Source organism: bacterium (genome assembly GCA_035559435.1).
Lineage (GTDB): Bacteria > Zixibacteria > MSB-5A5 > WJJR01 > WJJR01 > JACQFV01.
The window spans coordinates 22,486-44,410 of record DATMBC010000055.1; the positions used below are offsets into that span (position 1 = coordinate 22,486).

At 62.4% G+C, this 21,925-nt stretch carries 18 protein-coding genes; 15 read left to right on the forward strand and 3 right to left on the reverse strand.

Going from position 1 to position 21,925, the window contains the following annotated elements; translation table 11 throughout:
- Window positions 1–58: 58 nt before the first annotated feature.
- From pilB to VNN55_06425, 5 genes are all read left to right on the forward strand, one after another.
- Entirely contained in the window at window positions 59–1,750 is a 1,692-nt protein-coding gene (gene pilB, locus VNN55_06405; protein HWO57180.1) for a type IV-A pilus assembly ATPase PilB, read from the forward strand.
- Window positions 1,751–1,841: 91 nt separating this feature from the next.
- Window positions 1,842–2,957: a type IV pilus twitching motility protein PilT gene (locus VNN55_06410; protein ID HWO57181.1), complete on the forward strand. Its 1,116-nt coding sequence runs from the start codon at window positions 1,842–1,844 to the stop codon at window positions 2,955–2,957.
- On the forward strand, window positions 2,944–4,143 hold the full coding sequence (locus VNN55_06415; protein HWO57182.1) for a type II secretion system F family protein: 1,200 nt from the start codon (window positions 2,944–2,946) through the stop codon (window positions 4,141–4,143). Before VNN55_06410 ends, VNN55_06415 begins: the two co-directional genes overlap by 14 nt.
- A gap of 77 nt (window positions 4,144–4,220) precedes the next feature.
- Window positions 4,221–5,957, forward strand: coding sequence for an ATP-binding protein (locus VNN55_06420; protein ID HWO57183.1), 1,737 nt, complete (start codon window positions 4,221–4,223; stop codon window positions 5,955–5,957).
- Window positions 5,958–6,118: 161 nt separating this feature from the next.
- Complete coding sequence (locus VNN55_06425; protein HWO57184.1) at window positions 6,119–6,517, forward strand: hypothetical protein; 399 nt, start codon at window positions 6,119–6,121, stop codon at window positions 6,515–6,517.
- Window positions 6,518–6,581: 64 nt separating this feature from the next.
- On the opposite strand, the gene VNN55_06430 is transcribed toward VNN55_06425, so the two are convergent.
- Window positions 6,582–9,026: a protein kinase gene (locus VNN55_06430; GenBank protein ID HWO57185.1), complete on the reverse strand. Its 2,445-nt coding sequence runs from the start codon at window positions 9,024–9,026 to the stop codon at window positions 6,582–6,584.
- A gap of 237 nt (window positions 9,027–9,263) precedes the next feature.
- Between VNN55_06430 and VNN55_06435 the strand changes: the two genes are divergently transcribed.
- Complete coding sequence (locus VNN55_06435; GenBank protein ID HWO57186.1) at window positions 9,264–10,346, forward strand: hypothetical protein; 1,083 nt, start codon at window positions 9,264–9,266, stop codon at window positions 10,344–10,346.
- Window positions 10,347–10,366: 20 nt separating this feature from the next.
- On the forward strand, window positions 10,367–10,954 hold the full coding sequence (locus VNN55_06440; GenBank protein ID HWO57187.1) for a hypothetical protein: 588 nt from the start codon (window positions 10,367–10,369) through the stop codon (window positions 10,952–10,954).
- A gap of 79 nt (window positions 10,955–11,033) precedes the next feature.
- Here the strand turns inward: VNN55_06440 and VNN55_06445 are convergent, their stop codons facing one another.
- Complete coding sequence (locus VNN55_06445) at window positions 11,034–11,255, reverse strand: hypothetical protein (GenBank protein ID HWO57188.1); 222 nt, start codon at window positions 11,253–11,255, stop codon at window positions 11,034–11,036.
- 184 nt (window positions 11,256–11,439) lie between these two features.
- Here VNN55_06445 and VNN55_06450 point away from each other — a divergent pair, with 184 nt between their 5' ends.
- From VNN55_06450 to VNN55_06485, 8 genes are all read left to right on the forward strand, one after another.
- On the forward strand, window positions 11,440–12,411 hold the full coding sequence (locus VNN55_06450; GenBank protein ID HWO57189.1) for a polyprenyl synthetase family protein: 972 nt from the start codon (window positions 11,440–11,442) through the stop codon (window positions 12,409–12,411).
- Between the two features lie 86 nt (window positions 12,412–12,497).
- A complete protein-coding gene (locus VNN55_06455) occupies window positions 12,498–14,651 on the forward strand; it encodes a hypothetical protein (protein HWO57190.1) in 2,154 nt (717 codons plus the stop codon).
- Between the two features lie 210 nt (window positions 14,652–14,861).
- On the forward strand, window positions 14,862–16,154 hold the full coding sequence (gene eno / locus VNN55_06460) for a phosphopyruvate hydratase (protein ID HWO57191.1): 1,293 nt from the start codon (window positions 14,862–14,864) through the stop codon (window positions 16,152–16,154).
- Window positions 16,155–16,234: 80 nt separating this feature from the next.
- The gene (locus VNN55_06465; GenBank protein ID HWO57192.1) at window positions 16,235–16,633 is read left to right on the forward strand and encodes a septum formation initiator family protein; all 399 of its coding nucleotides are present in this window, start codon (window positions 16,235–16,237) and stop codon (window positions 16,631–16,633) included.
- A gap of 32 nt (window positions 16,634–16,665) precedes the next feature.
- The gene (recO, locus tag VNN55_06470) at window positions 16,666–17,442 is read left to right on the forward strand and encodes a DNA repair protein RecO (GenBank protein HWO57193.1); all 777 of its coding nucleotides are present in this window, start codon (window positions 16,666–16,668) and stop codon (window positions 17,440–17,442) included.
- A 34-nt stretch (window positions 17,443–17,476) separates the two neighbouring features.
- Window positions 17,477–18,037: a hypothetical protein gene (locus VNN55_06475; protein ID HWO57194.1), complete on the forward strand. Its 561-nt coding sequence runs from the start codon at window positions 17,477–17,479 to the stop codon at window positions 18,035–18,037.
- Window positions 18,038–18,150: 113 nt separating this feature from the next.
- Window positions 18,151–19,473, forward strand: a complete 1,323-nt coding sequence (locus VNN55_06480; GenBank protein HWO57195.1) for a glycine--tRNA ligase — start codon at window positions 18,151–18,153, stop codon at window positions 19,471–19,473.
- Between the two features lie 800 nt (window positions 19,474–20,273).
- Complete coding sequence (locus tag VNN55_06485; GenBank protein ID HWO57196.1) at window positions 20,274–20,864, forward strand: hypothetical protein; 591 nt, start codon at window positions 20,274–20,276, stop codon at window positions 20,862–20,864.
- A 464-nt stretch (window positions 20,865–21,328) separates the two neighbouring features.
- Here VNN55_06485 and VNN55_06490 read toward each other — a convergent pair whose 3' ends face one another.
- A complete protein-coding gene (locus tag VNN55_06490; protein HWO57197.1) occupies window positions 21,329–21,892 on the reverse strand; it encodes a dihydrofolate reductase family protein in 564 nt (187 codons plus the stop codon).
- Between the last annotated feature and the right edge of the window lie 33 nt (window positions 21,893–21,925).

The following is a 21,925-nucleotide window of genomic DNA, read 5'->3' on the forward strand; positions in this document are numbered from 1 at the left end:
TGGCCGGCCGACCGCCGGCCCACCACGATGACTCCAACGACCACGGACGGTGACTGACGTGTCGCAGGAACTGGGACACATGCTGGTGCAGGCGGGGCGGATCACCCCCGAGCAACTCGAGGCCGCCGTCAAGCAGCAGCGCGAGACCAACGAGAAGTTTTCCGACATTCTCGTCCGTATCGGCGCCATCGCCGACGAGGATGAGCTGACCCACTTTATCGGTCGTCAGCTCAACATCGGCGCGCTGCGTCTGTCCGATGTTGAGCTGGATCCCGAAGTGGTCAACCTCATCCCGTTGGACATCGCCCGGCGCTTCAACGTCATCGCGGTCTCACGCGTCAACAAGACGCTCGTCGTGGCCATTTCCGATCCGCACAACATCTACGTTCTCGACGCCATCAAGTTCATCACCGGCTGCTCGATCCAGCCGGTCATCTCGCCCGAGCGCGCCATCGCCCGCGCCATCGAGCAGTACTACGCCGATGCCGCCGGCATCAACGACCTGATCAAGGGGCTCGAGGAGGGCAGCGAACTCGAAGTCATCGACACCGAGGATCAGGTCAACGATCTGGACCTGCAGTCCCAGGTGCAGGACAAACCGCTGGTCCGCCTGGTCGACAAGATCATCATGGACGCCATCACCCGCGGCGCGTCGGATATTCACATCGAGACCTACGAAAAGATGCTGCGAGTGCGTTACCGCGTCGATGGCCAGTTGCGCGAGACGCCGCCGCTGCCGTTCAAGTACCGGGCCGCCATCGTTTCGCGCATCAAGATCATGGCCGATCTGGACATCTCCGAGCGCCGGCTGCCGCAGGACGGCCGCATCAAAGTTAAGATGCGCAACCGCGCCATCGACCTGCGCGTCTCGGTCCTGCCCACCATCTTTGGCGAAAAAGTCGTGATGCGTATCCTCGACCCCGAGGCGCTGCGCACCGACCTGACCAAGCTGGGATTCCCCGAGGTCGCCCTGAACAACTTCCGGCGGGCGATCGAGTTGCCGTACGGCATGATCCTCGTCACCGGCCCGACCGGGTCGGGAAAAACGACGACCTTGTACTCGGCGCTGAAGACTCTGAACAGCCCCGATGTCAACATCATGACCGCCGAGGACCCGGTCGAGTTCAACTTCGAGGGGATCAATCAGGTGCTCGTCCGCTCCGACATCGGGCTGACCTTCGCCGCGGCCCTGCGTTCGTTCCTGCGTCAGGATCCGGACATCGTGATGGTCGGTGAAATTCGCGACGGCGAAACGGCGGAAATCGCCATCCGCGCGGCCCTCACCGGACATCTGGTGTTCTCAACCCTGCACACCAACGACTCGGCCTCCACCATCCATCGTCTCGTCGATATGGGTGTGCCGGCCTACCTGGTGGCCTCCGCCACCAAGTTGATCATGGCACAACGCATGACGCGCAAGATCTGCAGCGCCTGCCGCGAGGAGATCCCGGTCGAGCCCGAGCACCTGGCGGCGCTCAACATGACCGAAGAGGAAGCCAAGGGGCTGCGGATCTTCGTCGGGCGCGGCTGCGGCGAGTGCGGCAACACCGGCCTGGCCGGACGCACCGGTATTTTCGAGGTCATGCCCATTTCCGGCAAGATCGAGCGCATGATCCTCGACGGCGCCAGCTCGGAAGAAATCCGCCAGCAGGCCATCGCCGAAGGGATGCAGACCCTGCGCATGGCGGCCATTGAAAAGATGAAAAAGGGCGAAATCCCGCTCGAGCAGGTTCTGGCCGAGTCGGCGTAATCGCCGTCAAGAAGACCCCGGGCCCGGCCGATACTCGTAAAGAGGTGCCGATGGGCGGTCGGCGCCGCCGGAGACAGAGAGAATACTGACTATGATGACCCTGCGGGAATTGCTGGAGCTCATGGCCGAACGCCGCGCCTCCGACCTGCACCTGACGGTCGGCTCGCCGCCGCGTTTGCGCATCGATGGTCGTCTGCAGAGCTTGGACGCCGACGTCCTGACGCCCGAGCAGACCAAGAAACTGGCGTACAGCATCATGAACGAGAAGCAGCGCAAGCGCTTCGAGGAAACCTGGGAACTCGACCTGTCGTTCGGGATCGAGAATCTCAGCCGATTCCGCTGCAACGTGTTTGTCCAGCGCGGCAACGTGGCCATCGCCATCCGCCAGATCCCCTTCAGCATCCCCACCTTCGACGACCTGGGGATCCCGAAAGTCGTGGCCGAACTGGCCGATCTGCCGCGCGGATTGGTGCTGATCACCGGACCGACCGGATCGGGCAAATCGACCACACTGGCCGCGTTGATCGACAAGATCAACCGTGAACACTTCTCGCACATCATCACCGTGGAGGACCCGATCGAGTACCTCCATCGGCATCAGTCGTCGATCGTCAATCAGCGCGAAGTCAACACCGACACGATGTCCTTCGCCTCGGCGCTCAAATACGCTCTGCGCGAGGACCCCGACGTCGTGCTCGTCGGCGAGATGCGCGACCTCGAAACCGTCGAGGCGGCGCTCAGCATTTCGGAGACCGGTCACCTCGCGTTCGCGACCCTGCATACCAACTCGGCGGCCGAGTCGATCAACCGCATCATCGACGTCTTCCCGGTCAACCAGCAGGAGCAGGTGCGCGTGGCGCTTTCGTTCGTGCTGCAGGCGATCGTCTCCCAGCAGCTGATCCCGAAGATCGGCGGCGGGCGCGTCCTGGCGATGGAGATCCTGATCTGCACGCCGGCCATCCGCGCCACCATTCGCGACGACAAGATTCACCAGATCTACAGTTTGATTCAGGCCGGTCAGAAGTACGGCATGCGGACCATGAACCAGTCGCTGGCGGAGGCGTACCTCCAGCGGAAGATCACCTACGGTGACGCGGTCGCGCGGTCGTCGAATCCGCAGGAGCTCGACGACATCATCGCGCGCGCCAAGGAATCCGGTTCGGTCCGCGCGCGCGCCGGGTTAGGAGGGGAACGTGCCTCTGTTTGAGTACAAAGGAAAGACGGCCGCCGGAACCGCCGTGGCGGGGCAACTGAAGGCCCGCAACAAGGCGGAACTCGACCGCCTGTTGCGGCAGAAGAAGATTGCGGTCGATACCGTCAACCGCAAATCCTCCGAGATCCACATCAAGCTCGGCACGGGGATCAAGAAAATTCACATCTCCCGCTTTACCCGGCAATTCGCCACCATGATCGGCGCCGGTCTGCCGATGGTCCAGTGCCTCGACATTCTGTCCAAGCAGATGGAGTCGGCCGAGCTGCGCAAGATCATCGCCCAGGTGAAGGATTCGGTCTCGTCCGGCTCGACGCTGGCCGAGGCGCTCGGCAAGCACAAGAAGGTCTTCGACGACCTCTATGTGAACATGGTCGAGGCGGGCGAAATCGGCGGCGCGCTGGACACCATCCTGGTTCGTCTGGCCAACTACCGCGAAAAGGCCGACGCCCTGATCCGCAAGGTGCGCGGCGCGATGGTCTACCCGACCGTCATCGTCATCGTCGCGGTCGGCGTCACCTTCGCCATGCTGACCTACATCGTGCCGGTGTTCGCCAAGATGTTCTCCGGACTCGGCGCCGAACTGCCGAAGCCCACCCAGGTGGTGCTCGGTATTTCCGAGTTTCTCCGCAGCAACATCCTGTTCATCTTCGGCGGCCTGATTGCCGGCGCCGTCGCCTTCCGCTACTGGGTCAAGACCGACAAGGGACGTTTGCGCTTCGACAAGATGATGCTGCGCGCGCCGCTGATCGGGACGCTCATCCGCAAGAGCGCCATCTCGCGTTTCACCCGCACGCTCGGCACGCTGCTCTCCTCGGGTGTCTCGATTCTCGACGCGCTCGAGATCACGGCCAAGACCGCGGGCAACCGGGTCATCTCGGATGCGATCCGCAAGTCGGTGGTGTCGATCGCCGAAGGCGACACGATCACCGGGCCGCTGCGCGACACCGGCGTATTCCCGCCAATGGTGACCCAGATGATCTCGGTCGGTGAGAAGACCGGCGGTCTCGACGAAATGCTCTCAAAGATTGCGGACTTCTATGATGAGGAAGTCGATGCCGCGGTCAGCGCGCTGACATCGATTATCGAGCCGGTCATCATCGTCTTCATGGGCGTGGTGATTGGCGGCATCCTGATCGCCATGTACCTGCCGATGTTCGACATCATCGGCAAGATCAAGTAGGTGGCGACCATCCGAACCGACGGCGGCGCGCGCCTTTGCGGCGAGCGCCGCCGTTGGTCTGCCGGGGCATTACGCGCATGCTGATTTACTCCCGCCGCCAACATCAGGGCGCACGTCCGGCCTGGATTCTGGCCACCCGCGTCGTGACCTGCGCGGTCACCGCCGCGCTCGCCTGGCCTCACCTGTCGGTGTCCCCTTCGCTGCAGACCGCGCTCTGGGTTTACGCGGCGCTTACCGCCGCCGCGGTCGCCCTGGTGCTGTTGGGCCGCCGGTTCCGCGTGCCGTTTCTTTCCTCGAACATTTTGGGATTGCAGGTGGCCGCGGAACTGGTGGTCATCTCCATGATCGTATACTTCACCGGCGGCATGCGTTCGCCGTACAACTCGCTGTACCTGATGACAATCATCTCGGCGGCGTTGTCGTACCGTCTGGTCGGCACGCTGCTGGTGGCGAGCATCGCCTCAGGGGCATTCTTCACCGCGGTCTGGATTGAAGCCGGGCGTCACGCCCGCCAACTGTGGTCGCCGGAGTTCTGGGGCGCGCTGGGGCAATTGTCGGATGAGGACTTCTACACCATCTTCCTGCGCCTCTGCGTCTTTTTCCTTTGCGCCTTCGCCGGCGGGTACCTCGCCGAGCGACTCTACTCCAAAGACGAGGCGTTGGCGCACACGTCCGAAGCGCTCAAGATCGCCAAGTTGGAAACCGGAGACATTCTCAAGCACCTGCGCTCCGGTGTGCTCACGCTCGATCTGGGCGGGCACATCGTCTACTTCAATCGCGCCGCCGAAGAGATCCTCGGCATCCCCGAAAAGAAAATCCGCGGACGCCACCTGCGTGAAGTGTTGGGTGTCGCCCACCCGGAACTGGCCGAGCGCTTGGACTGGGTGCTGGCCACGCAACAGATGGACTGCCGCTCCGAGCTGACGATCCATCGTCCGGACGGGAAGACCCTGCCGGTGGGCATCTCGACCTCGCTGCTTTCCGGCGCCAACGGCCGTTCGCGCGGCGTCATCGCGGTCTTCGCCGACTTGACCGAGGTGAAGGAGATCGAGGCGAAGATGCGCCGGCAGGACCGTCTGGCGGCCATCGGCGAACTCTCCGCCGGCATCGCGCATGAGATCCGCAATCCGTTGGCGGCAATCTCCGGCTCGGTCGAAGTGTTGCGCAATGACCTCGATGTCTCCGGGGAGAATGCGCAACTGCTGGACCTGATCGTGAAGGAATCGGCGCGTCTCAACAAGATCCTCAGCGACTTTCTGCTGTATGCGCGCATCTCGCCGGTCGTCACCGGTCGCGTGTGCGTCGCCACCGCGCTCGATGAAGTGTTCGAGATCACCCGGCGCCGCTTTCAGCAGATGGGCATCGGCCCGATCGAATTGGACGCGGAGATCGCCGACCGCACGGTGATGGTCGAAGCCGATCCCGACCATCTCAAGCAGATTCTCCTCAACTTGGTCTTCAATGGCCTTGAATCGTCGCGCGGTCTCCGCCGCGTTGTGGTCCGGATCCGCAATCACACCGTCACCCGCCGTGATCGTCCCGACGGCATCCTGCCCGAGGGCGATTGGACCGCCATCGCCGTCTGCGATGAAGGCGCCGGTATCCCCGATCAGGTTCTCGCCCGGCTCTATGAACCCTTCGTGTCGACCAAGACCAACGGCACCGGCCTGGGGTTGGCCGTGGTCAAGCGCCTGGTCGACAATTGCGGCGGGCGGATTCTGGTTGAGACCCGCAAAGGCGAGGGCACGACGTTTACCGTCTTCCTCAAGCGTTGTCCGACAACGGCATCGGCGCCGGTCCCTGCCCGCGCGTAGCCGTCTATTCCGGCTCCCACTGCCCGGAGGCCGCACTCTCGCCACCGTTGGTCAAAATTCTACGGAACTCTCTGCGCGCGGAAGTGTGCAATGCCCTGAATCGGAAGCGGCCCCCGCGCGGGGGTCGGAGAGTTCAACCATTCGCACGAAGGAGGAGCTCGATGGCACGTCGTCTCATCACATTCGCGACCATCGCCGCCGTACTTCTCTCGTTCGGGACGCTGGGCGTGATTGCCGGCGACACCAAGCCGGCAGATCAGGCCGCCAAGACCGCCGCCACCACGACCGCGGCCAAGGCGGATGAGTCCCAGAAGATGGCGTTGGCCGCCAATTTCATCGCCGTCTGCGGATGCGGCAAGGCATTTATGCCGACCGCCAGCACGCCCTATGTCACCCAGGGCGGAAAGAAGTATGCGTGCTGCTCGGAGGCCTGCGAAAAGCTGGCCAGCGCCGATCTGGCTGGAACCGCCAAAAAGGCCGACGAGAACACTTCGAAGACGCTGGCGCAGTTGACCAAGTCGTCGACCGCCACCGCCACCACGGCCTCCAAGCCGAACTGATTGCGGACCGCCGCGACGGTCCACCCGCCGGACGGCCCCGTGCCATCGGGGCCGTCGGCGTTCGCTATTGTTGGGTCATCGACGATGATGGCGCGGGCGATTGCATGCCGGCAAAGTGGGGATCCACCGAAACTTCAAAGTCGGATGGCCCCATCGGCTGCGAGAGGGCCAGTGTCAGCAGCTCGCGCGCACGAACCGCTTCGCCGAGGATGGCGTACACCCGGGCGCGCTCCAGCGTGATGGCGCCATTGCCGCCCTCCAGCTGGCCCACGCGCGACTCCTGGGCCACTGCCTCGTCGCGCGTGCCCAGCCGGGCCAGCGCCTGCGCCAGCGTCACCACGCAGTAGGGATTGTCAGGATCGCCCGACAGTTGCTTGCGGCACATTGACACGGTCGACTCGAAACGCGCCATCGCCCGCTCGGTCGCGCCGTCGAGCGCGTCGAGGAGGCCCAGATAATAGAAAGCGAGGAACTCGACTTTGCCCAGCGTGATCAGGGTATTGTACGACTCCCGCGCGCCGGCGTGGTCGCCCCGCAACAGCAGCGCCCAGCCCAGATCGAGGTAGATGTTGACATCCGTCAGGTACTTCATCGCCGTGCGGTACTGGCGGACCGCCTCCTCGAGGAAGCCCAGTTTCTGGTGCACATTGCCCAGATGCAGGTAGGCGCGGCCGTAGTCGGGCGACAGCTCGATTGCGCGCTCGAAATGATGGCGCGCCTTGTCCCAGTCGCGCAAATCGAGGTAGTTCAGCCCCAAAAGCAGGTACGTCTCGCGGTCCATCGGCTTCATGCGCAGCGATTTCATGCCCCAGTCAATCGAGTCTTCGTAGCGGTGCATGCCCTGGTAGATCCACGCGAGAGTGCGGTAGGCATCATGAAAATCCGGCTTCTGCCGGATGGCGGTCTGGAAGGCCTCGATGGCCTCCTCGTTGCGGCCGTACTCCATCATGATCCGCCCCAGCGCGCGATGGGCCTCCGGCAGGTTGGGGTCAATCATCAGCGCCGTCTTGGCGACCGTTTCGGCCTTCTTCAGCCAGCGCTGGTCGCGATCGTAGTACATGACGTACATCTGCGTGTATGATTCCGCCAGCGCCGCATTCGCTTGCGCGTATTTCGGATCGATTTCCAGCGCCCGATTGAACATGTCGATGGCGAAAGTGATGTTCTCCTGGCCGCCGCGGCGATGATAGTCGCGGCCTTTCAGGTAGTAGTCGTAGGCCTCGGCGTTGCGCGTGCCGCCGACCATGGCCACCGATGCCACCGCCGCGCCTCCGGTCAGCGCCGAGGCAACCTTCTGCGCGACTTCCTCTTGAAACTTGAAGATGTCGTCGGTGCGCCCGGAGAATGATTCCGACCACTCCTGATGGTCGGAACGCAGATCGCGCAGATAGAGGCGGATTTTCAATTGATCGCCGGCGCGGAAGAGACTGCCGGAGACCACGTAATTCGCCCCCAGCGCCCGTCCCCAATCATCGGAGGATCCGCTCGATGGCCTGCCCGCCAACACGCGGTCGTGCGGCAGGACCTTGAAGCGTTGCGAGCGGCTCAACGTCGCGCCGATGTCTTCGGCGAAGCCTTCGGCATAGAACGCGAATTCCGGATCGGGAGACTTGTTTTCGAGGGGGAGGACCACGAGCACCGACAGCTCGGGCGCCGCCGGCGCTGAGCGCACCGCGGAGATGCCCGCGGCGTTGGAGGTGCCCGCCGGTGTGGCGATCAACGTCCGCAGCGTGGGCAGATCGGTCAGCCGGGAGGCCGGGTCTTTCTGCATCATCCGCCCGACCGCCTCGACCAACCCCTCCGGCAGGTCGGCGCGCAACGATGTCACCGGCGCCGGGTCATCGTTCACGATGGCATAGAGCACCGCCATTTCGTGAAAGCCGTCAAAGGGACGCTGCCCGGTCAGCATCTCATAGGCAATCACGCCCAGCGAGAACCAGTCGGCGCGTCCATCGACATCGCCGCCGCGCGCCTGCTCCGGGGCCATGTAGTAGGCGGTGCCGAGGATGGTCCCCGCCCGGGTTCGCCCCGGATCGCCCATCTTCTTCGCCAGCCCGAAGTCGGTGATTTTCACGACGTCATCATGGGTCACCATGATGTTTTCCGGCTTGAGGTCGCGGTGGACGATCCCGGCCTTCCCGGCGGCCGCCAGTCCATCGGCGATCTGGAGGAGGAAATTCGTGGCCCGCGGCAACGGCAATTGACCGCCGGCGAGGATTCCGCGCAGTGTCTGCCCCTGAACCAACTCGAAGGCCACGTACCAGCCGACATCCGAAGGACCGGCCTCGAAGACCGTCGCGATGTTCTGGTGCAGCAGGTGGGAAGCGTTGCGCGCCTCGGAGTTGAACCGGGCCACCATGTCGGCATCCGCGGCCAGGCCGGGGGAGAGGACCTTGAGCGCCACAGGACGTCCCAGGTGCGGGTCCACCGCCCGGTAAACCACTCCCATGGCTCCCCGTCCCAATTCGCTCTGGATCTCGAATCGCCCGATATGTGTCGGCTCGGCCATGGAGGTCAATCTAATGGCTTTCCCTCTCACTTCCAAACCCGGCCGCTGTCCCAAATCCGGTCCCAATCCCCAAAACGCCACGGGGGCGCGATTTTTGTTCCAGATAGCCCTTGTGCCGGCCTTGGATAGTCGATTACTTTTATCCGTTGTCCCGTACCACGCTTGCTCAAGCGTTCTGTGTACTTCGCCGTTGTCAACCCAACAGAGCCAGTCCGGACTCTGCGAGGAGTGTGCCCCATGTGTATGCGCAAGTTGCTACTGGCCGTGGTGCTGGTCGTCGTGGCCGCCGGTTCGACGGCCCGCGCCGAGGTTCCCAAGCGCCTCAACTTCCAGGGCATCCTGCTGGATTCGGTTGAAGGAGTCGTGCCCGACGGTGTCTACAATCTGACATTCCGCATCTTTGATGCCGCCACCGGCGGCACCGCGCTGTGGGAGGAAACGCAGACGTTGCCGACCGAGAACGGTCTCTTCAACACCTTCCTCGGCTTGAGCGCCCCGGTGCCGGAATCGGTCTTCTCCGGCCCCGATCGCTGGTTGGAAATCCAATTGGTCGAAAACGCCGACCCGTATGTGCCGCGCGGCAAGATCGGCAGCGTCGCCTACGCCTACCGCGTCGGGACAGTCGATCAGGCCTCCGGCGGCGCGATCCTTGGCACGGTGGTCATTGAGGGCGACGCCAATGCGATCACCTTGGCGCCCGACGCGGCTGGTGATGCCTCAGTGCAAGTGCCCGATGATGCCATCTCCAACGACGAGATTCTCGATGAACCCGGTCTGGCGCAGGGCTTGCGCGCCGGGGATGTCGACGTCACGCCGATGTTCTCCGTCAGCGATGTCGTCGTCTGCACCCTGAGCATTCCCGCGCCGGGATATATCGTTGTTGAAGCCAACGGCCAGTCGCGCTTCGCCGGAACCAACGTCAACGACCCGAACTACTTCGATTTCCAGATCGATGAGACCGCCGGCGGATCAATCGACATCAACCACTACCAGCGCGTCGGATTCGGCGCCTCGGCGGCCGTGGCCAACACCTGGTGGCCGATCTCGATACGCCGCACTTACTACAAGGCCACGGCGGGCACTTACCTGTTCCGTCTCGAGGCCGTCAACGGCAGCAACCAGGGCACGAAGTCGATTTGGAATCCGGTGATCACCGCGACCTATCTCCCGCGCGCCTATGGCCCGATCATCAACGCGGCCGCCGTCGGCGATCCCACCATTCCCGCCTCCGCGCGCCTGTTGGATGTGCAGGGCGACAATGTCGCCAATCCCGGACCGTCACGGCAGGTTCTCGAATACGATATGAGCGAACCCAAGTAGGCCACCCCGGAGTCCTTGTGATGAACACAATCGACACGAAGTTCTCTCCGCGGACGGTGGCCCGACGCTCGCTGGGCGCGGTCGGCGCGGCCCTGTTGGTAGCCGCTGTGGCCGTCAGCGCCGTCGCCTCAATCCGCATGGACGGCTCCGAATTCCAGGGCGCCAGTCTTGTGGGCACGACGACGACCAAGACCAAGGCCCTTTCGGGCGCCCAGCGGTACGCCGTGATCCCGGCGCGAATCGTCGCGACATTCAGCCAGCCGCTTATGGGCGTCGGCACGATGACCCCGGAAACCTCCAACGGCGTCGTCTTTAAGTTGGGCATCGGCTACGAATACAATGTCCGACACACTTCCTACCCCGAGCGTTGTGCCTGCGCCTGCGCCGGTGATCCTCGTTGCGATGGCGTGCTCGATGCCGCTGACGTGGTGATGTTGATCGATGTCGCTTACCGCGGACGCCCGGTTACATTGACAAACGGCTGTCCGTTGGCAAACACCGATGTCGACTGCTCCGGCGCCACCAACGCAATCGACGCCGTCCGCATGATTGATGTCGTCTTCCGCGCCTTCCCGCCGGAGACGCATTTCTGCAATCCCTGCGATTGAGATCGGCCAGGATGCATTGAGAACGCGGATGCGCGTCAGGGGAGACCCCGACGCGCATCGTGCGTAAACGGGCAGGCCTCTAAAACGCGGTAACCACGCCCATGACCAGACGGTTTTCTTCATCCTCGATGTCGTAGGTCTTCTCCAGTGTCAGTCGGATGTTGGTCCGCAGCGAACAGCCGACTTGGCCGGTGTTAGCTGAACGCCGCAGGCGCTTGGCGACAGATTGATGCCCCGGACCGCGCTGTCGGAGGAGTTCGCATCTCTTCCCGGCGCGGGAGTTGCTGGTGAAATAGTTCACATGTGATCGAAGGGGGCGCCGCCGCCGATTGTTCGCTGTCAAAATCGCCGTGTGAGTGTCCTTTGACGCGCGTTCGGATGCTCATCCGCCATCGGATGGAGTGCGCGCTCGTCCTCTCGGCGCGAAGGGCCTTTTCCGTTGACTGGCATCGCGCCAGTGGATTAAATGCAAGTCTGGCGGAATCATGGATAAGGGGCTTGCTGACACGCTGACTCTGATCTCGGGCGGACTCGAGGAGTTCGAAAAGCGGTTCGCCGAGGAATTGGGGGGACATGCCGGCCTGATCGGCGCGATGGCGGCCCATGTGCTCGCCTCGCCGGGCAAGCGAATCCGTCCGGCCATGTATCTGCTCTCTTCCTATGTCCACACTCCCGATCGCCAGGTGACCATCGAAGGGGCGGTGGCAATCGAACTGATCCATACCGCCACGCTCCTCCACGACGATGTCAACGACAACGCCGACCAGCGGCGGGGACGCCCCTCGGCCAACCGCATTTGGGGCAATCTGGCCGCGGTGCTGATGGGCGATCACCTTTTCGCCAAGGCCTTCCGCGTCATGGTCGACACCGGCAACCCCCGCATCCTGCGCACCATTTCGCTGGCGACCGAACGCGTCGCGGTCGGCGAACTGCTGCAGTTGCAGGAAACCGGCAACATCGCCGCCACCGAGGCGATCTATCTGCGCATTATCGGCGACAAGACCGCCTCGCTGTTTTCCGCCGCCTGCGAGGCCGGCGCCCTGACACACGGCAACGAGCAGTGGGGCGAGCGCTTTCGCTCGTTCGGCGAGTACGTCGGGCTGGGATTCCAGATCGCCGATGACCTGTTGGATTACTGGGGCGACACCGCCCGGACCGGCAAACCCACCGGCAACGACTTGAAGGCGGGCAAGGTCACCTTGCCGCTCATCTATGCCCTGCGCGACGCGCAGGACTCCGAGCGCCGCGACATCGCCCGGGTCCTCACCGGAGGATCCGACAACGGCATCGGCGAAGTGGTTGACTTTGTCCGCGCGCGCGGTGGCTTCGCCTACGCCCAGGCCAAGGCCGAGAACTTCCGCAATCTGGCGCTGGAGCAGATCGCCGACCTGGCCGATTCGGCCTACAAACGCGCCCTGATCGAGGTCGTGAACCATTCCGTCAGCCGCCAATCGTAGATCGCATCACCCCGGCCCGGGAAATTGCGTCGTCGCAACCGCCGCTGGTGTGTAGAATCCCGCTGTCCAGACCGCCGACCGCCTCCATGAACCCACTCCTCGCCATGCTCAGCTTCACCGCCTCGTACTGGGTGTGGGGGCTCTTCGTGCTGTTGTTGGCGATGGCCGCGGCGTGGCTCTATTATCGGCGCACGATGCCGCCGCTGCGCTGGCCGGTGAAGTCGCCGCTTCTGGCGTTGCGAATCATCGCCGCGCTGGCGCTCTTTCTGGCGCTGGCCGAGGCGCTCTGGTCGGCCATCCGCGTCGAACAGGACCGACAGGAGATCGTCGTCCTCTTCGACCGTTCCGCCAGCATGGCGCAGCGCGATGACGCCGATGCCGATCGGTTGTCCCGCGCTGCCAGGTACTTAAAGGAACACCTCACCGGCCCGTTGGCGGACCGCGCCGAAATCGTGTCGCTTTACTTTGACGACCAGTTGCGCGATCCCGCCGACCCGCTGCCCGATTCGCTGGGGACAGCCACCGCGATCGGCGACGCGCTCGAGCAACTGCGACGCCGTCCGGCCGGCGAAACAGCGCCCCGCGCCGCCGTGTTGCTCAGCGATGGCGCCTCCAATCGCGGTATCGATCCGGCCAGCGTCGCCGCCCGTCTGGGATATCCGATCGTCAGCGTCGGCTTCGGCGCGCCGGGCGCGGCGCAGGCGCAGGTGGCTGCGCTGACCGCGCCGGAGGTCGTTTTCACCGGCAAAGCCTTCGAAGTCGCCGTCGATCTGCAGGGCGGAAGCGTCCCCGGAAACGTAACCGTGCGGATGTCGTCACGGGGACGGACCCTCGAGCAGAAGCAGGCGACCCTCGCCGGGCCGGGGCAGCGTCTGCCACTGACCTTGACCGGTCAATACGACACACCCGGCATGCACGATCTGCGCGTCGAACTGCTGGGCCCCGATGGCCAGGTGATCCCCGCCGCCGGCAAGACTGCCTTCATCAATGCGATGAAGGGGAAGTTGCGAGTTTTCCTCGTCGGATTCCGGCTCGATTGGGAGTATGGCGCGCTGCGCCGCTGGCTGTCGCGTCAGGAGCGGGTCGAACTGATCGAGTACATCGCCGGCCCCTCGGGCAAGGGCTCGATCCCCACCGGCTCGGAGTGGCAGTCAATCGATATCGCCATCCTGCTGCATCCCACGCGCGACCAACTGGCGCGCGACTGGGCGCCGCATGTCGAGGCCATGTCGCAGTCGACCAAGGGCACGATTATCCTGCTCAACGACCAGTTCTCGCGTGGCACCTATGCGTTGCCACCGCCCCTCGAATTCGTTCAGGGCGGGCTGGCGTTCCCGATGGGCGAGTTTTCATCGGATCCGATGGCCACACGCCAGAATCACCCGCTGGTTCGTCTCGATCCCGCCAACACCTGGGAGGACACGCGCCGGCAGTGGACCACGCGTCCGCCTTGGTCGAGTCTTGTCCTCTTTGACACCCTGCCCGCTGATGCCGATGTCCTTGTCCGCGCCGCCGTGTCTCCCGGACGCGACGCCCCGGTCGTCTTCACCCGCCCGCTCAAGCGCGGCCGCGCGCTGATCGTGGCCGGCGCGCCGCTCTGGCGCTGGGCGATGGAGAATGCCGCCTCCGGATTGGCGCCCGAAGAGTACGAGCATTTCTGGGGCAATGCCCTGCGCTGGCTGACCCTCACCGATGATGCCGACCGACTGGCGGTGCGCACCGACTTGGATGTCTATCACGCCGGCGAGCCGATCAATCTCGATGGACTGGTCTACGACGAGGCCTACCGTTTCATCGACCGCGCCGAAGTCTCGGCCCGTATCTGGTCGGAAGAAGGACGCGACACCGTCCGTTTGGTTCTCAATCCCGGCGCCGGTGACCGATTTCAGGGCCAGGTGAGCGCCCTGCCGCCGGGGACCTATCGCTACGACGGCGTCGCCAAGGTCGAAGACCAGACCCTGCCGCTGTCGGGCGGGATGTTCCGTATCGAACCCTATGGTCTGGAGCAACGGTTCGCGTCGCTGGATGAGGGAACTCTGCGCGCCATTGCCCGTGAATCGGGCGGGCGGTACTATTCCGAGGATGAGCGCCCTGCCGTGCTCGACTCGCTCGATCTGACGCCGGTCGAACGGGAACGCAAACTCGAGCTGGCGCTGGGCAATCACTGGCTGATCCTCACCATCTTCATCGCCGCGCTCTCGATCGAGTGGTTTGTCCGCCGCCGCAAACAACTCCTGTAGTCGCCGCTGCAGGGCACCCAGGACCCATCCCACACCAGTCTGTCACTCCGAGCGCAGCGAGGAGTCTGCTTTATCCGCCACGCGCCGCGAAGCCGATTCCCGCCCGGGGTGTCACATTCCCGCGAAAATCATTGACGCTTTGCCGGTCCTCCCCAATCTTGCCGTCCTACCCGGGAGCGGGGGCAGGGAAACCTTCCGCACAGGTGGGACATGCCGGCTATCGATCTTTGCATCGCACGCGAAATCCTCGACAGTCGCGGCAACCCGACCGTTGAGGTGGACATCGGACTGGAAGATGGCTCCATCGGACGCGCCGCCGTGCCGTCGGGCGCGTCGACCGGCGCGCACGAGGCATTGGAACTGCGCGACGGCGACGAGGACCGCTACAACGGCAAGGGCGTATTGCGCGCGGTCGAGGCGGTCAATGAGACCATCGGCCCCGAACTGACCGAGTCGGGTCTCGATGCCCTCAATCAGGCGGACATCGACGCGTTTCTGATCGAACTCGATGGCACCCCCGACAAGTCCAAACTGGGCGCCAATGCCCTGCTTGGCGTGTCGCTGGCGGTGGCCAAGGCAGCGGCGGACTCCGCCGGACTGCCCCTCTACGCCTACCTCGGCGGGCCCAACGCGAAGATCCTGCCGGTGCCGATGATGAACGTTCTCAACGGCGGCAAACACGCCGACAACAACGTCGATTTTCAGGAGTTCATGGTCGTTCCGGTCGGCTTCGAACGGTTCAGCGAGGGACTCCGCGCCGGGGTCGAAGTCTTCCATGCCCTCAAGCGCGTGCTCAGCCAAAAAAAACTGTCGACCGCTGTCGGCGATGAGGGCGGTTTCGCCCCCGATCTGAAGTCGAACGAGGAGGCGCTCGCGGTGCTGATGGAAGCGGTCGACCGCGCCGGCTACACCGCCGGCGAGGACATCGTCTTCGCGCTCGATCCCGCCGCGTCCGAGATCTTCGACAAGAAGAGCAGTCGCTACGAGCTGAAAGGCGAGGGACGCTCGCTGTCGCCGGCTGAACTGGCCGACTTCTGGGCCGACTGGGTCTCGCGCTACCCGATCATCTCCCTCGAGGACGGCTTCGCTGAGGATGACTGGGAGGGCTGGCAACTGGTCACCGAGCGGCTCGGCGGCGAACTGCAACTGGTTGGCGACGACCTGTTCGTGACCAACCCGAAACGGCTGCGCCGCGGCATCGAGACCGGCTGCGCCAATGCCATTCTGATCAAGTTGAATCAGATTGGCACGCTGACCGAAACACTCGATACCATCGCATTGGCCACACGCGCCGGGTATGCGTCGGTCGTCTCGCACCGCTCGGGGGAGACCGAAGATACGACGATCGCCGATCTGGTGGTCGCCACCGGATGCGGACAGATCAAGACCGGCTCGGCCTGCCGCACCGACCGGATCGCCAAGTACAATCAATTGCTCCGCATCGAGGAGCAACTGGGCAGCCGCGCGGTCTATCTCGGACGCGCCGCGTTTCGTCAGATGTAGGAATTCGGGGCCGCGGCCGCCGGAACAGGGAACCGGCGGCCGCGGCGCAACCCGTCACAACGCACCTTCAGGGGGCAGGGATGGCTTGGCTGTTTAACCGCAAAAAGCACGCCCGTCGCGCCAGCTATGTCACGATCCGCGAGTACACCTATTCCAGTCTGCCGCGCCCGGCGGAAAACAAGTGGTCGGCCAAGGCGAAGGTCGCTTTTGCCGCCACGGCGATGGCGGCGTTCCTGTATTTTCTGATCTCGGGCGACCTTGGGTTGCTCCGTCTACGGTCGCTGCACCAATTGCACGACCAACTGCGGGCCGAGGAACTGGCGCTGGCCGCCGAAGTCGTCGATCTCGACACCCGCAAACGCCTGCTGGAGACCGACACATTGTTCATCGAGCAGGTGGCCCGCAGCGAATTCAAACTCTCGCGCCCCGGCGAGACCGTCTATGAACTGGTCCCGCGTCCGGCGCACACAAAGAAGTAGCCGGCGATGTCCTCACCGCGAGCCCGCGCGCAATGCCCGCCCCCGAAGTCACCGAAGCGATCTGCCTGACCGTTCAGAAATTCTCCGAGACCTCCAAGATCGCGGTGCTTTACACCCGCGCCTGGGGACGGATTTCGGTCATCGCCAAGGGAGCGTTCCGGCCCAAGTCGCAGTTCTGGGGGCACCTGGAGCCATTGGCCATCTCCGAGTGCGTGGTCTACAAGAAGCCCAAGGAGCAGATCTACCTTCTGTCCTCCTGCCGGGCGATTGTGCCCTGGGTGCCATTGACCGCCTCGCTGGCGCAGGCGGGATACGCCTTCGGCGTGGTCGAGTTTCTCTACCGTCACAGCTACGAGGAACGCGACCCCGCATTGTATGACCTCTCGCGCGCCGCGTTGATCTCATTGGCCCGTCTGCCCGATGACGCTCTGGCGCGGCAGTATTGGGGCTATCTGCTCGGGGCCCTGGATTGCCTGGGGTTCCGTCCCGAACTCGACCGCTGCACCACCTGCGGCCGCGAGCCCGCGCCGGACCAGACGGTGGTCTTCGATGCGGCCGCCGGGCGGGTCATCTGCCGCGATTGCCGTGAAGGCCGCGCCGAAGAGGCCCGTCCCCATCGCCTCGGCCCGGCCGCGCTGGCCGAGTTGCGCCGCCGCCAGAATAAGCCGATATTAGAACAAAGCGAGCCCGCATTGGAGAATGGCGCGCTGAACGACATCGCCGCGGCGGTCGAGGATTTCGCCCGGTACCATCTGGGCGGCACCCGAATCAAGTCGCTCGATTTTGCCCGACGCATGGGCGCGGTATAGACGACTTTCCACTAATTGTCATCCTGAGCGATGGGTGGCCCTGACCTTGGTCAGGGCTCGCGAAAGAACGATGGAAACGACTGAGAAGATCGTAGAGGCATACGTTCGATACGTAAAGGGGTGGTTTACAATTCCGAACATCAAATGCAAGGGACAGAAGGAAATCGACTTATTGGCAATTGATCCGAGAGCCAATGGCAGGATGTCGCGGTACCACATCGAAAGCGGAGTATCGATTTCGAAGTCCTACTCAGGACTAACCGATAAACCATTCTCGGTGGAGTTGTTAAAGCAGAGGGTCCAAAAGGCCGGGCAACGACGCACGCTCGGTTACTTCATTGAGTATAAGTTTGAGGATAGAAACGTGGTTGCAGCGCTCGCCGAGTACGGTTTTCAGCCGGGACAGTACCAGAGGGTAATCGTGACCTGGGGTTGGACGGATGGGGTGGATCAATCCGCAGCAAGAAGTGGGATCCTGCTCTGGGATTTTCGAGACATCTTGAGAGAGATCGCGAAGCAGAGCCGGGCGGTCAGCGCGTACTTTGCTGATGACACGATGCGCACACTCCAATTGATGGCACGCACAACGAAGTGACCTGGTTGAGCAGGCTTGTACCTGCATGCATTGCTCGGGATTGAGGCAATAATTTTCTGGTATTCTACCGACACCCCGGAGGACCTGTGGCATCACCGAAAGCCGACCCCTTGATGGAAAAGATCGTCTCCCTCTGCAAGCGCAGGGGCTTTGTCTTCCAGTCCTCCGAAATCTACGGAGGCCTCAACTCCTGCTGGGATTTCGGCCCGCTGGGGGTCGAACTCAAACGCAACATCAAGGACCACTGGTGGAAGACGATGACCCATCGCCGCGATGACATCGAGGGGATCGATGCCGCCATCCTCATGCATCCGCAGGTCTGGGTCACCTCCGGCCATGTCGCCGGCTTCACCGATCCGCTGGTCGATTGCAAAGAGTGCAAGGCGCGCTTCCGGCTCGACCAGATCGACGAGGCCGAGTGCGGCAGCCCGGCCTACAAGGGGCGCAAGGCCGCCAAGTGCCACGCCGAGGGCAAGTTCACCGAGCCGCGCAACTTCAATCTGATGTTCAAGACCTTCATGGGGCCGGTCGAGGAGGAGGCCGCGGTCGTGTATCTGCGTCCCGAGACCGCGCAGGGCATCTACGTCAACTTTCTCAACGTCATGGGCCCGATGCGCCGCAAACCGCCGTTCGGCATCGCGCAGATCGGCAAGGCCTTCCGGAATGAGATTTCGCCCGGAAACTTCATTTTCCGCTCGCGCGAGTTCGAGCAGATGGAAATGCAGTACTTCATCGACCCCAGGGACGACCAGAAGTGGTTTGAGTATTGGAAGGAAGAACGGCTGAAATTCTACCTCGATCTCGGCATCCGCCGCGAGAAACTGCGCTTCCACCAGCATGGCCCCGGTGAACTGGCGCACTATGCCAAGGACGCCTACGACATCGAATACGAGTTCCCCTTCGGCTGGAAGGAATTCGAGGGCATCCACAACCGCACCGACTTCGACCTCGGCCGTCACAAGGAGGCCTCGGGCGTTGATCTGTCCTACTTCGACGAGGAAACCCGCGAGCGCTATATCCCCTACATCATCGAGACCTCGGCCGGCGCCGACCGCACCACGTTGGTCTGCCTCGTGGACGGCTACAAGGAGGAAGAGGTGAAAGGGGAGAAGCGGGTGGTGATTTCTTTAGACCCTCGCATCGCGCCGATCAAGGCGGCGATCTTCCCGTTGGTCAACCGCGACGGCATGCCCGAAATCGCCATGAGGATCACCGAGGACCTGCGCACGAAATTCAAGGTCTTCTACGACGACAAGGGCGCGGTCGGCCGCCGCTACCGCCGCATGGACGAGGTCGGCACCCCGTTCTGCGTCACCGTCGACTCCCAGACCCTCGAAGACCAGACCGTGACGATCCGGGATCGTGACTCGATGGAGCAGGAGCGCATCAGCATGGCGAGGCTGGTGGAATACTTGGAAGCACGGGCTCGCTGTTGATGTCGTTCTGAGTCGCCGTAAGGTCTTGGTGCCCATGGGGGTACGGCCATTGCCGGGTGTATTGCTTCTGTGGATTTGGAACCTGCGGGGTTGGAACCTATTGCTGTGAACGGTATATTTTACTGTAGACGTGCGGCAAGGAGGAAAACCATAGAACTCAACTTCGCATCAGTGGTCTGTGTGGGGCGATTCAATCCCGCAATTCTTACGCCGCACTTCCTAAAGGACGTCTGCGGACTTCAAACTCCATTCGAACCAGAGGGACAAACCGCACCAGTAGCGTCTCAGATAAGTTTCGGAGAGTTACAGTTCTATGTCGATCTGACTAAATTTCAAATTCGTTTGGATCGCCCAAGGGACCTCCAACCTCCACCATTCCTCGAAGTGGGCGCGAGGTACTTAAAAGTACTGGGATATACGCCATTGGATCGAGTCGGATTGAATGTGAACTTCAATGTCGATGTGGGCTCACCAGAGCAATTCAGTGTCCAATCAGCCATGCAGGAGTTCGGACGTCTCTCACCAAGTTTTCATACGCCAGTGCTATTCTCAGCTACAGTGGGATTCTTAAGCACGAGCAACGCAGTACTTGTCGAAAATGACCTTCGTTGGCAGTTGAATGACCACAAGAGTCTCAGACTCCAACTCAATCGGAAGCAGAGTACGAGGTTCGCCTGTAATTTAAATCTGGAGACCATCGGGTTGGATAAAGATAGATCAAGAATTGATGCGATCATTACGGACTTTGTGCTCTTCTCAGAACTAGTTCCACTTGTTTCCACTCACTTGGAGGAAAGACGATGAAGGACAGAATCCACACAAGTGAGACCACTCCTTCCACTCCGGATCGGCAGCGGGCCAGCCGAGTGCAAATTCACTCGCTTGGCTGGCATCCAGCCCTTAATTCGCGCAGTGTGATTGTCAGCACCTCTTCAGCGGGACTGCGCTCGCCCGACTCAGAGCCTGGAATACTGGCGGCTTACAACGATGCGCTACAGGCGACCTCCTATGAGGACTTGTTTGACTTGTCTAGCCTCCGGATCCACGACTCAATTGTGACGATGAGTGCAATCACGGCGGACCTGCAGCCAATTAGTCAAAGCCAAGAGCTGCCGGCCAGGGTGGCCGCTTATGTCGGGGTTCGTAGATTGTGGGGCGAGATAGCGCTTTCCAAGTCACTTGTGCGAAAACACTTTCAGAATGTGTGGAGTGAGCACTTCACGATGGAAGCAGATCCAGAAAGTGCCGAAGTCTGGATTCTGCATTCCTTTACGACAATGGGCGAAGTTACAGATGTCGCGCTCGCGCACAAAGAGTATAGTTCTGAATGGACACGCGAAGTATCGTGGCCAAAGTGTGATTACATCCGCCTATCCTTTAATATTGTGTGAGTCGAATCACTTGGAGCCAACCGAATTTCAGAAGCTAGGCGAGGACCTAGCGAAGAAACCTCTTCCTGCGGCGATAAGAAGCGCTGTCAGCAGAGGCTACTATGGGGCGTTTCATTCATGTTCGAGATTCCTGAATAGCATCAATATACCCGTCGTGGCGAATTCGGGAGCGCACGGCACAATCCGAAATCTACTCCACAACTGCGGGGACACGGAGTTACGCACAGCGGCGAAGCAGCTTGCGGACCTGCACAGTGCGAGAATACGTGCCGACTACCGACTCGACGATGATCGAGCGGATGACGCAAAGACCGCCGCTGCGTTACTGATCACGTCGCGCGGGATCATAGAGTGCGCAGCTAGTTGCCACGACGAAAACCGGCGTCGTCGTGTATTCGCGGCGATCAATCGTTACCGCAAGAAGATTTCCTCTCAGAACCTCGATACCGGTACAGATGCCTAGACTAAGCTAACCCCGCCCGCTCATACCGCACCTGCACCAATCCGTTCGCGTAACTTTTCGTGCCCACAAGCGTCCATCGGCTTTCCGGGACATCCGCGCCGAAGAGGGGGATGCCCTGGCCGAGCAGCGTGGGAATCAGCGTGAGCGTCATGTCGTCGACCAGGCCCGCGGCCAGCCCCTGACGCACCGTCTGGCCGCCGTCGAGGTAGATGCGCCGCACTCCTTCGCGTCCCAGCGTCTCGACCAGGTCGGTCAGCGATCCCGCATAGGCCGTCTCATTGTGTTTTGATGTCACGGGACGGTGCGTGAGCACGATCATCCGCGTGTCGCCATAAAGCCAGGTGTCGAACGACAACGCCAGATCGTAGGTGTTACGGCCCATGACGATCGCGTCGACCGTGTCGAAGAAGTCCTTGAACCCGTAGTCCTCGTTGCCCGGGTCCTCATACCGCATCAGCCAGTCGATCCCTCCGTCGGCGCGCGCGATGAATCCATCCAGACTCACCGCGAGGAAGACCGAGACCCGAAGACGAAGCAATTGTGGGTTGGCACTGCTCTGCTGCATCATCTCATCACCAATGTAGGGGCGTATTGCATA